8 protein-coding genes are annotated in these 11463 nt (G+C 51.0%); 5 read left to right on the plus strand and 3 right to left on the minus strand.

Features of this window, described 5'->3' with window-relative positions; genetic code table 11:
- The first annotated feature begins 207 nt into the window (after positions 1–207).
- The 5 genes from HGH92_RS29310 to HGH92_RS29330 all read left to right on the plus strand — a co-directional run bounded on the left by HGH92_RS29310 (position 208) and on the right by HGH92_RS29330 (position 6230).
- The gene (locus HGH92_RS29310; protein WP_168874358.1) at positions 208–828 is read left to right on the plus strand and encodes a hypothetical protein; all 621 of its coding nucleotides are present in this window, start codon (positions 208–210) and stop codon (positions 826–828) included.
- An 84-nt stretch (positions 829–912) separates the two neighbouring features.
- Positions 913–3642 (plus strand): hypothetical protein, encoded by a 2730-nt coding sequence (locus tag HGH92_RS29315; protein WP_168874359.1) that lies wholly within the window; start codon positions 913–915, stop codon positions 3640–3642.
- A gap of 4 nt (positions 3643–3646) precedes the next feature.
- Positions 3647–4222 carry a tail fiber protein gene (locus tag HGH92_RS29320; RefSeq protein ID WP_211092781.1) on the plus strand — a complete coding sequence of 192 codons (576 nt, stop codon included), beginning with the start codon at positions 3647–3649 and terminating at the stop codon, positions 4220–4222.
- Between the two features lie 19 nt (positions 4223–4241).
- Positions 4242–4940 carry a hypothetical protein gene (locus HGH92_RS29325; protein ID WP_168874360.1) on the plus strand — a complete coding sequence of 233 codons (699 nt, stop codon included), beginning with the start codon at positions 4242–4244 and terminating at the stop codon, positions 4938–4940.
- 201 nt (positions 4941–5141) lie between these two features.
- A complete protein-coding gene (locus HGH92_RS29330; protein ID WP_168874361.1) occupies positions 5142–6230 on the plus strand; it encodes a glycosyltransferase family 4 protein in 1089 nt (362 codons plus the stop codon).
- A 64-nt stretch (positions 6231–6294) separates the two neighbouring features.
- Here HGH92_RS29330 and HGH92_RS29335 read toward each other — a convergent pair whose 3' ends face one another.
- From HGH92_RS29335 to HGH92_RS29345, 3 genes are all read right to left on the minus strand, one after another.
- Positions 6295–8100: a glycoside hydrolase family 35 protein gene (locus HGH92_RS29335; protein WP_168874362.1), complete on the minus strand. Its 1806-nt coding sequence runs from the start codon at positions 8098–8100 to the stop codon at positions 6295–6297.
- 10 nt (positions 8101–8110) lie between these two features.
- On the minus strand, positions 8111–9616 hold the full coding sequence (locus HGH92_RS29340) for a glycoside hydrolase family 30 protein (RefSeq protein WP_168874363.1): 1506 nt from the start codon (positions 9614–9616) through the stop codon (positions 8111–8113).
- Positions 9617–9780: 164 nt separating this feature from the next.
- Positions 9781–11454, minus strand: a complete 1674-nt coding sequence (locus HGH92_RS29345; protein ID WP_168874364.1) for a RagB/SusD family nutrient uptake outer membrane protein — start codon at positions 11452–11454, stop codon at positions 9781–9783.
- Positions 11455–11463: the final 9 nt, after the last annotated feature.

Here is an 11463-nt window from a genome sequence, read left to right on the forward strand (position 1 = left end):
ATGATGGTAAATTGAGTGTAACAAATATAAGCTTTATATCCATTCCCTTTTTCGCTTATACTGTAAATCCCGCCACTTATTCCATTCAATGCCGCGCTTATGCCATCCGCTCCAAACCGGGGCTGTGCCCATACTACCTTTACTTCAGTTCATCACCGGTAATGCACTTCAGCTAACAACATTCAATTTATCCTTTAAACTCTTTTTATGACAGACATCCGATTAAATCTTATCAACCGGTCTAATGACCGCAACAATTCCAGCATCGTTATTTTCCAGCGGAATGAAGCCACCTCCTTTAATGAGCTGGCAGTAGCCTGGCAGGTGGTCAGAAACCTTGGGCAAGGCTGGAACCATCCCTTTTCCTACCCGATGGAAATGTCCGTTTCTGCGAGTGACAGCTGGGGCAACTACAGCCCGTTGAAAGCAGCGGAAAATGGTCAGCAGTTCCAGGTAGTACGTGACCCGTCAGGCGATATCCTCAAATATGCCGGTCAGGCCACCAGTCAAAACGAAGTGGAGATACTGAATGCGCTGGACCTGGGCGCGGTTAACGCCAACGTATACCGCGACGGTAAACTGCTGGCCACTAAAACGGCTATTGCGCCAGGTCAGAAAGCCACCTTCCAGTTCAGGCCTACTATCTGGATAGGCGTGGTTTCCCAGGTGGTGGAAGGTCAGCTGATCAACAGCGCTATCCTCCAGCAGATCAACACAGAGTTGTCACTCTTTGGCATCGCCAGTGCCGATATCGTTATGACCGGCGGCGGCCCGGGAGCCAGCTCCACTCCTTTCGAGTTCACCCTGCAGAATATCCTATATGCATAACCATCAGGCCCCATTCCCGCTTCCAACGCCGACTGCCGAGTGAAATGGGGTGGGGCTTTCCTTTCATCTTTAAAACTGTCAGCGATGGTTGAGACAACTATTATCAATAACACGTTTAAGGTGGTGTCTGAGCTGCTTGCGCCAGACCAGGAACATCTTCATACAACGGCGACGGTGGTCAAGTACGAGTTCCACTACCCTGCAGACGCACCCGTGCCGGTTATTACCGGCTATGTCGATGCCCATCACCGGCGGGAAGTGCAATATACAGGATACGACGCGTTCCGGATAAAAGGTCAGCTAACGTTGACAGTTAAAGAGAAGGAAGTCATACTAAACGGCAATCTCTACTACGGGCACAATGAGAACCCTGCGCTGCAACATCATTTTGATGGCACCCTTGCTTTATTCCGGGAAACACCGCCGCCACCGCCGCCCTGTCCGGACGACAACGACGATAGTGACGATTTTCCTCCGCAGCTGGCCGTAGACGCGCCTCTTTTCCCTTATGTCAATATTCTGCCCTGGCCGGACAACACCCCGGCAGACAGCTGGCTTTATTTCTTTTCCTACGATCCGGCGCATACCGGCACCGACTCCCTTTACAGCCTCTTGGCGGCCATAGCGCCACAAAAGAACCGGCAGGCGATGGAGCAACTGGCCATTCAGTTTCTGCAGCAGGACGCGCCCTTTACCGGGCAGTACTATGGTAACGTGCAGCAAGTGCCGCCGCCCTTCAACAGCTTTCCTGCGCTTTACGATGCATGGGTGGCCGCTGCTCACAGCAGCGGCAGGGAAGATATCAGTGCCGGCGTTGATACCACTTCCTGGCTCCCTGTTATTGACCAGCTGTGGCAGAATTATTTCGCGCTGGCCATCATACCCGGTTTTAATGAACCCTTTGCCATCGCATTGAACAAGATACTGCTGGTGTGTAACCTGCTGCAAACACAGTACAGCTCGGAGCCTCCACGGGTATTTACACAGGAAGAGATCCGCCAGCTGCTGCATGCCAATGTCCTGTTACCAGGGAAGATATTCCCGCTGCCGCCTTATGCAACAGCCCTATCCTTGCCGAAAGATGACAGCCGGATCATGCCTTTTGCCATAGGGCAACTGAAAATGTCGCGTTACCGGTTGTTACGTTACCAACCGGGAGAAATCTCCGGTATCCAGAACGTAATGAAAGGAGAACAGAAAAAAACAGTACAGCGTCAGCTGCAAAGCAAACAGGAAACACAACAGGAAAGCAGCTTTCAACAGCATCATAATACCGGCAGGTATCAGCAGACCAGCAACGACCTGTTGCTGGAAACCAAACAAACACTGGCCGGTTTCACCCAAAGTACTGCCTACGATAATTTCACCACAACCTATGGCCCACCCACACAGGCTGTGCTCAATGGCAACTGGTCGTCTTCCCTGAAACCGGACAGCAACGGCCAGCAATCCGACAGCGGATTTATGAGCCGGGTGCTGAACAGCACTGTCAACCGCGTCAGTGAGCGTATTTCCAGGATCAGGTCCTTTAGTCAGTACAGCGAACAGGAAGCCGTGACCAGCAGCCTATTTGACAACCGCCAGGGAAACGGGCACTTCAGGGGTATTTACCGTTGGCTGAATAAGGTGTACCGCGTTACAGTAGAAAATTACGGCCATCGCTTTTTGCTGGAACTAAATATCCGGCAACCTGCACAGGACTATATACTATCGCAGCAGTCGTTGAATGCAACAGACCTGCAAAAGCCGCTGTCGCCGGCGGAAAAAGGCATCAGTGTGTTTACCGATATCACCATCAGCAACTACGCGCAGTTACTGAGCTATTACCAGGTGGACGTCATACAGCCGCCACCTGAGCTGCTGGCCTATGCGGCAGTGGTCTTGCGTCCGGGGGAAACCGAGAAGTACGCGCACATACCTGAGCACTATGCCGCAGAGGAAGCATCGGTGACGGGCATTATTGCCGATGGCGCACCCGTGCAGATGATCAAAGGCATTGTTGGCAGCAGCATCTTCGAAGTACCGGCATCAGCGCCAGCCCCCCTTGGCATGCATGGAGAAACCGGGCAGCTACCGGTGTCGGCTATCGGTCCTAACCTGCCGGACGCGCCACCCTACAAGCCCAATGATTTCATCATCAATATCCGCATTCAGTGCCGCGTGAGCGAAGAGAAAATGAATGGATGGAAAGCAGGGATTTACCGGCAGATCAGCGAAGCCTACCAACAACGTTTATCCGCCTACATTAATACCTTCAGCAGGCTTTCCGGGGAGCATGAACAAAACAACCCTGAGCTGCTGCGCAACACCGAGCGGTCGGCCCTTCAGCGCCGTTGCATAGTGCTGCTGATGCAGGTATTTCACACTAAAGTGGGCGAAGCTCCCGATACCCGTACAGCTCCCTTAAATGATGTCCGTTATGACCAGTTTTTCAGGGAAGCCCTTGAATGGGATGAAATGACCTGGACCTTCGATGACAGTCCATCTGTTTTCAGTTATGCCCTGCAGGGGCGTAACGATTCGCTGAGGCCTTTCTTACAGGCGCAGTGGGCGCGGGTGCTGCTGCCCGTCCGGCCGGCCTTTAACTTCCAGTTATTGTATTATCTCTCTTCAGGGATGATATGGCCGGCGCCCTACCCTTTTGTGCCCGTAAACGAACCGGACAAACAGATAGCCGGGCATCTGAAAACATCCTATAACAGCAACGAGTATACGAAAATAGAGCATTCATGGGAAATCGTTCTCCCTACGGCCATGCAGGTAGTACAGGAAGGTAGCCAGCTCCCGGAATTCACGTCATCACCACATACGTAAGATCATGATACCAGCACCATTGTATCCCGGTCATTTGTCCATGATGCCCACCAGTATTCCACCCGGAGCGGTGATGGCTTTCGCCGGAAAGGTCACGGACCATTATGCAGACTTTGAAAGCATGATCTGCACTTACGGCTGGATGGTTTGCGACGGAAGGACTTTGTCCCGACAGGATTATCCTGTATTGTATGCTGTATTGGGCGAACAATACAACGCTCCCGGAGTGAAGAACGATGAATTCTGTATTCCAGATTACCGCGGATACTTCCTGCGCATGACAGATATGGGCAGCGGACGTGATCCGGACGCCGGCAGCAGAAAGCTCGCCAACGGCACTACCAGCAGTGAAGTGGGTTCAGTGCAGGAAGACGCCCTGCAAATACACCAGCATGCTTACCTGAAAACCGGGGACATAAACGAGCCCAAAGGTAACAATGAGCAAGGCAAACCGATTGTTACAGGCTCCGCTTTTACCAGCGGTCCTGTTGACGGTACCGGCCTTCCCGGGAGTGTAAGGACCAGCACAGAAACCAGGTCCAAAAACAGCTACGTCTATTATATCATCAAATTTATCTAACAACTAAAAACCTTATCTTATGGCTTTTAATGCTTACCATGGCGTCACACAAACCACAGACAACAGCTGTGGCGCCTTTTCACTGGCCGCGGCCCTCGTACATCTCGGCGCCGCCACCGTTCCTACCATTTTGAATACCGGCAATCTGACGCAACGTTATACCGCGCCAGGCCCCGCAGCGCTCGCCCAACGTATTTATCAGACCACCGGCAACCTGCTCCTCAACCTGGCAGCGCCGGCGCCTACGGCCACGTATCAATACGAAGAACCGGTGGACAACTACAATCCGCCGTCAGCGCTGGCTTATATAGCCAGTCAGTTTGGACTGACAACCAATAACGTCATCGTGTATTATACGAATCAGGCTGCCGGCATGTTGCAAAACATACAAGCCACTAATGTTGGCGCAGGCCCGGACCTTCTGGAAACAGAAATCGACCTGATCACTGCACAACCTGCATACGGACTTGTCAACGGGCCTGTCAATTACACGCAAAAGCCCGGTGCCCAGGAAGCGCACCTGCTGGTCGTGGAAAACCTGAACCACACCATCGCGCTGAATGATACAGAAGTATATGATCCCGGCTACGGCTACGTTGGGCCTTATACTCTCAACAACAACGGGCCTCTACCGTTGACTCAGATCAGTTTTACACTTCCTTCCGGCCTGGTTGTCGATTATGATTTCAGTGGCGTCTGGATTAAACTCAAAGCATAACAGCAGGTCTAAAAAAGCGGTCGATTCTATAAACGAATCGACCGCAATAAAAAACGAACAATAAAAATAAATTATTTTAGAAAGTTTAAATTTATTGGCGATATACTATTCTTTATACTTCAAGCGTTTGTATGTTGGTTTTTGCGCCCTGAAATAAACTCACGCCTTAGGCGAAACAGGGCAATCCAAATGTAACAGACTATGAAACCGGGAAAAATTTTCCTTGTTTCCTTTAGTGGAAAGTCCCAGGCAGGTGGCGTGGAAAGAGTAGTATACCACCTGGATGAATACTTCCATCATAAGGGAATGAGGACCATGCTTATTGATGAAACCTTTCTTGTAAAACACACACTTTTGGGCCGCCTGTTTAACTTGTTGTTCAGGCACCATCATTTCAGGAAACGCAGGGAGGTATATATGGCACGTTATACGAGTGCCTATCTCTGGCTGCATAAGCGGCGGAATGACATCGTTATCACGCAGGGAGAGTCAGCGCCATTCTTTCCTGTTGACGTTAATTTCATCCACGGTTGTTATCACCTGATGGAAAAGGCGTATTGGCGCAAGGAAGAACACCTGAGCCGTATTTCGCGGCTTCAGCAGCGGAATTGTCTGTCGGCCAGGCAGGTGGTTGCGGTATCTTCCAGGGTTAAACAGGATGTTGTCAGATGGTACGAGGTGCCGGAAGAAAAGATTGCTGTATTAAACAACTGTGTAGATACGAATAGGTTCCGTCCGTATGAAAAAAAGTATAGCCATCAACGTACTGTGCTGTTTGTTGGCAGGCTGATATCTTATAAAGGGCTGGACATACTGGAGCAACTGGCCACCACCATCGAACAATCAGACAACTGGCGTTTGCTGATAGCCTGTAATGAAACACCTGATACAGCACGTTTTTCAGGCTTTTCAAGGACAACCATTAAAACGGGGCTGAACATTGATAATATAGCTACCGGCGCCTATGCAGCAGCAGATCTGCTGATACTGCCATCAATGTTTGAAGGCTTTGAGCTGGTAACGCTGGAAGCGTTATCGACAGGCATTCCCGTCATCGGTACAAAAGTTGGCGCCATCAGTGAGCTGTCTGACGAGGGTTTCCCGGGCGTATACGTGTTGCCAGGGCACATCAGTTGCGCAGATGATGCCATCCTGCGGCATTTTGAGCAGCTGTTAGCGGACTTTCAGCGAACGATCACGCCGCAGGCGTTACATGAAAAGATAGCAGCGAGGTTTGGCTTGGAACGCTATACCAGGGAGCTGGATACGATCCTGTCGTTCGACAACTAATATCAGATAAAAAAATGCCGCACTTTTCGGGTGCGGCATTTTTAGTTTTGTATACATAACCTGACTATTGTAATACGTCCAGTATAGGATGATCAATTCCCTGTACCTGTGTTTGGGCCGGTTTAATCAGCTCCAGCACCGTAATTTTATTTTGACCGGTTTTCAGCCATTCCGCAGGAACATAGAGCGTTTGCTGCGGGCCTACCTGCCAGTAACGGCCCAGGTGATGACCGTTGATCCACACTACGCCTTTGCCCCATTTGCTCATGTCGAGGTAAGTATCTCCTTTGGTGTTCAGGGTGAAACTTCCTTCCTTTAACACCGGCGCATCGGCAGCCACCGCGGACGTTTTAACCACAGGCTGCTGTTCGTACGGAAGCCTGAACTGTTGCCACTGCCCGATGGCTTTTCCGTTAAACAATACCTGTCCGTCTATTCCTTTCCTGTTTTTCAGGAGATAAGGGCCAAAGTTGATGCGGCCCAGGTTTTCGACCAGGATATCCAGTGTTATCGTACCCTCTGGCAGCGTAATATTGACGCTGTCTTGTTTCAGGCGCCTGTCGAGGATGGCAGCCCTTTTACCATTTATGAAAACCAGGCCGTAGTCGCGGAGGTCTTTTATCTTCAAAGTACCGCTGCTGCCGCCTTTAAGGGTAGTACGGTATAATACAAAGCCATAGGCCTGTTTCAGGTCTTCGAACGTTAACGGCTGTACGCTTTTCACCGCAGCTGGCAGCTGGCTGAACAGGGCGCCGCTACGTTCAAAAGTAATCACCGGTGTGGTGATCACCGGCTTTTTTGCCGGCACCTCCGGCAGCGTTGCTCCCGGTGCCAGATGTTTGGCAATGACTTTTCTGAATGCCATGAATTTAGGGGTAGCATTTCCGGCTTCATCCAGTGGCGCATCGTAATCGTAGCTGCTGATCTGTGGTGAATAAGGCGCATGATCGTTGTAGTTGGCGCCATTCATATAACCGCGGGTAGTCCCGCCATGGAACATGTACATATTGATAGAAATACCGGCAGCCAGCACCCGGTCCAAACGGTCAAGGAAATTTTCGTATGGAACGGTATGATGTTTTTCTCCCCAGGAGTCGAACCAGGCGGGATACCATTCCGCAATATAGAACGGTCCTTTACCCTGGTGGTTTTCTTTTACCAGTTGTTTTACTTTTTCGGGATCATCCACGCCGTTCACTGCCGGCAGTAAACCCGGCAGGTGTCCTTTGGCCACGTCTGCCGCCGGGTCGCAGGTATATAACAATCCATCGAAACCAGCATCCGTAAACATTTTACGGTTGATCTCCAGGTATGATTTATCATCGGAATAGGAACCATATTCATTTTCGATCTGCACCATCAGAATATTGCCGCCGTGATTGACCTGTAAAGGCGCCAGCTGTTTGCCTACCGCTTTAATATAGTTATTGTAGGCCCTGAGGTATTGTGGTTCTTTACTTCTTACTTCCAGTCCTTTTATTTCCTGCAACCAATACGGATAGCCACCAAACTCCCACTCCGCACAGGCATAGGGACTGGGGCGTAAAATGACCCACATGCCTTCCTCCTTACATATTTTCACAAAAGCAGCCACGTCATTGTTGCCGGAGAAATCATAGCGCCCCTGTTCCGGTTCATGCATGTTCCAGAATACATAGGTACCGATGGTGTTCAGGCCCATGGCTTTCGCCATACGGACACGGTCGCGCCACGATTCACGGGGCACCCGCAGATAGTGGATTTCGCCGGAGATCATCTGAAACGGTTTCCCGTCCAGCAGAAAGGTGGAATCGCCTAACCGGAAAGTGTGCTGTGCGCTTAATTGCACACAGTACAACATCATCAGTATGGCCATGCTGATTTTCTTCATTGCTAACTGTTTATTTTAATTGTTGGGTGACTGTTACTACCGAACGCGCCGGGACAACTATCGTATGCCCGTTGACGTTACCAGGGCGCAGGTTCCCTTCGTTATTCGTGGTGTAGCTGCGCATAGCCCGAACCGGAATGCCTTTACCACGGACTTCCATCACGGCCGCAGCAGCGCTGTTGTTGACAACCACCATAGCGAGGCTGTTATCGGCATTGCTGAAGGCAGACACGTAAATGTCTTTCGCTGTGGTGTTGCCTGTCAGCTGCGCATCCACCCGTTGGGCCGCAGGCCTTACAAATCGGCTATAGTTGCCCAATACCCATAACATTTTTGTATCGTGTATTTGCCCGTCCGCTTTATTTTTATCTATATAAATCAACCCGTCTTTATAATCATAGGGGGAGATGGCCAACCACCATTGCCAGGCCGATGCATTGGCAACAGTGAGATCAGTATGTATCACCCTGGCCACGTACAATGCGGCGTCCATGCCCAGGTCTACCCTGCTGCCGTTTATTTCTCCGGCATTATCGCCCAGTATACAATATTCGGATTGCCAGAAAGGGATACCTTTCAGCGCGGTATGCAGTCGTTGGCGTATAGTCATGGCCGTATCCCGGGGAGAAGTAGTAAAATAACTATGTCCCGCTACTGCCCGGTACACATTGGGAGAGCTGCCCAGGTAAACAGGGCTTTGGGGATCAAAAAAAGACGCTATCTGTGTGCCTTTGGCGGGTTTATCTTCACCCGCGTACAGATAGTTGAGCTTGCCTGCTTCCGGAATTAAAATTTTAGTGGAAAGCCGGTGCTGGTGAAAGGTTTGGTCCACCGCTTTAACCAGGCCATAGATTTGTTCATTATTATAGGGACAGCCTTCCTGTCCGCCATCGCTCCAGTCCCATTGCGGCTCGTTAACCGGGCTTACAAAATCGAGGGTTATTCCTGTCACCTGCTTTATGCCCAGTACCACATCTTTCAGGAAGCCGGCCACAGCGGGATATTGGTCCGGAGACACGTTGCACTGGCCATGACTGGCAAATGCCTTACCGTTACGGGTAAAGGCTACCGGCGGACTATTCAGAAAACCGAGGAACTGCCGAACGCCCCTGGCTTTGGCAGCATTTAAAAACCAGAGCTGGCCCGCAGGCTGCTCCCAGTGGTACTGATGATCGGCGCCCAGAAAACAGGCTGCACGGCGCCATTCGTCGCGTATGCCGCTGTCGTCGCCCTGTTCGGTACTGCCGGCGCCGATGTTGAACCGCCACATCGACAGGCCGATGCCTTTGGGTTGCCCATCTGCTGTTGTATCAGTGCTAAACAGCCAATCAGCCAGCTGGTTTCGTTTATTATCCGGCCAGGTGCCGGTAAACTGGCAGGACCAGGCATCAGAAGCCGCAAAGTTGTGGACCGTTTGTGCTTTCTTTGAAAGGTCGATATTTACCCGTATCACCTGCTGGGACATGGTTTGTTGCATGACCATACAGCCGAGCAGGGCGCCCATTAGTTTTTTCATGTTCTTAGTAAGCGGTTGCACGCAAAGCCGCATGGTATGCAAGACTTCCCGTAGTAAGATAAGAAGCGTGGTTGCAAGCCTGTAAAGTAGTAAAATAGTTGCTGAATTTTTTCTAAATCCGGCTTTGCTATTTTACCACTTTACAACGGTCTTGCCTCTATTGGCTAGTAACCCGGGTTCTGTTTCAGGGTGGCATTGGAAGCGAGGATATCTGCTCTTGGAACAGGCAGCCAGTAATTGGCTTCCACAAACAGGCGATTGTCCAACGCCACTTTGCGTGTATACGTATAGGTGTTGCCGTTACGGGTGATGGTCATACCATATGCCGGTACATTTTCGGTGACATTGGCGATTTTCCATCTGCGCACATCATAGAAACGGTGCTCTTCATAGGCCAGCTCCACCTGTCTTTCTCTCCTGATGGCGTCGCGCATCTGGTCTTTTGAAAGCCCGGGCGCCAAAGCCGGCTGCATTACGCTGGCACGCTGCCTGATCTGGTTAACAGCGTTGTATACGCTGGCATCGGGGCCTACGGCTTCGTTCTGCGCTTCCGCGTAGTTCAGCAGCACTTCCGCATAGCGGATGTAGATCCAGGGCTGTAATCCGGCCACGTCCCAGGGATTATCGATAGGATTTTTATCGTCCATGAATTTGCGCAGGTAGTAACCGGTTTTGGAGGCGTTCCAGTTGGAAGGACCGTCCTTGCTGTCTTTGCCGCCAGGCGTGAAAGTCTGTATGGTAGAGCCTCTGTAGGTGGCACCGTTATAGAGAACGGTAGCATAAAAACGCGCGTCCCTGTTCGCATACGGATTTTGCGGATCATATCCCGAAGCAGGATCGGTGATAGGCTTGCCATTGTTCATTTCGTAAGCGTCCACCATGTTCTGTAAAGGCGTGTTGCCGGCCCATCCGCCATAGCTGTTAGGGCCATTGGAGATCTCCAGGCATACGTGGCGGGCGCCGATAGCAAACTGCCGTGCAAAAATGATTTCGTTGTTATTGCTGTTCAGGAACAACTGCGTATAGTCGGGCGCGATACTGTATTTGGAGAGCGACATCACTGCTTTGGCAGCATCCGCCGCAGCCTGCCAGGTGCCTACGTTGTAAAGCGGACTGGCTGCATACAGCAACAGGCGGGCTTTCAGGGCCAGTGCCGCGCCCTGGGTGGCTCTGCCGGGAAGCCAGTCGGAGCCGTTGTTGTCAACAGGAAGATCTGCCGCCGCTGCGGTCAGTTCAGTAATAACATAATCCATTGACTGCTGAAGGGTGGCCCTGTTGAACAATGCCGGGTCACTAAGGTTGTCCTGTAAACTGTATTCTTTATCTCCCATCATGATCACGCCGCCATAGTTACGGATCAGGTCATGATAGCGGAAAGCGCGGATAAAACGCAGTTCAGCCCGGAGGCGTTTACGGTGGTCAGTGCTCATGACCACCTTGTCAATATTATTGAGGGCATAGTTACATTCCCGGATGCCACGGTAACTTCTTCCCCAGATAGTACCGGTGATGCCCATGTTTTCCGGCGCCAGCTGGCCCTGTTGCACTACCCAGGTGTTATCATCATTGTTATAAATGGATTCATCGGTGATGGAGCTCCACAGTCCATATTCAAACCCTCTGCCAAACCCGGGATTGCTGCCCTCCCCTTCTTTGTCCTGTAGCTTGATGCTCAGATAGCGGTTGATGACATAGTTTTCAAACAGGGAAGAATCGGCGATGACGGCATCTCCCAGTATTTTATCAGTAGGCGTTACATTGAGAAAATCTTTCTGACAGGAGGCCAGGAAACCCGCCGCCACTAAAGCCATACCGAATAATATATTTGTCGTTTTCATGATTTAATT

Source organism: Chitinophaga varians (genome assembly GCF_012641275.1).
Taxonomy (GTDB): Bacteria; Bacteroidota; Bacteroidia; order Chitinophagales; family Chitinophagaceae; genus Chitinophaga; species Chitinophaga varians_A.

What these genes read in the sequence shown, in the direction of transcription:
- HGH92_RS29330 (WP_168874361.1), top strand. Translation starts at nt 5,142, where the DNA reads ATGAAACCGGGAAAAATTTTCCTTGTTTCCTTTAGTGGAAAGTCCCAG.
- HGH92_RS29320 (WP_211092781.1), top strand. Translation starts at nt 3,647, where the DNA reads ATGATACCAGCACCATTGTATCCCGGTCATTTGTCCATGATGCCCACC.
- HGH92_RS29315 (WP_168874359.1), top strand. Translation starts at nt 913, where the DNA reads ATGGTTGAGACAACTATTATCAATAACACGTTTAAGGTGGTGTCTGAG.
- HGH92_RS29340 (WP_168874363.1), bottom strand. Translation starts at nt 9,616, where the DNA reads ATGAAAAAACTAATGGGCGCCCTGCTCGGCTGTATGGTCATGCAACAA.
- HGH92_RS29310 (WP_168874358.1), top strand. Translation starts at nt 208, where the DNA reads ATGACAGACATCCGATTAAATCTTATCAACCGGTCTAATGACCGCAAC.
- HGH92_RS29335 (WP_168874362.1), bottom strand. Translation starts at nt 8,100, where the DNA reads ATGAAGAAAATCAGCATGGCCATACTGATGATGTTGTACTGTGTGCAA.
- HGH92_RS29325 (WP_168874360.1), top strand. Translation starts at nt 4,242, where the DNA reads ATGGCTTTTAATGCTTACCATGGCGTCACACAAACCACAGACAACAGC.
- HGH92_RS29345 (WP_168874364.1), bottom strand. Translation starts at nt 11,454, where the DNA reads ATGAAAACGACAAATATATTATTCGGTATGGCTTTAGTGGCGGCGGGT.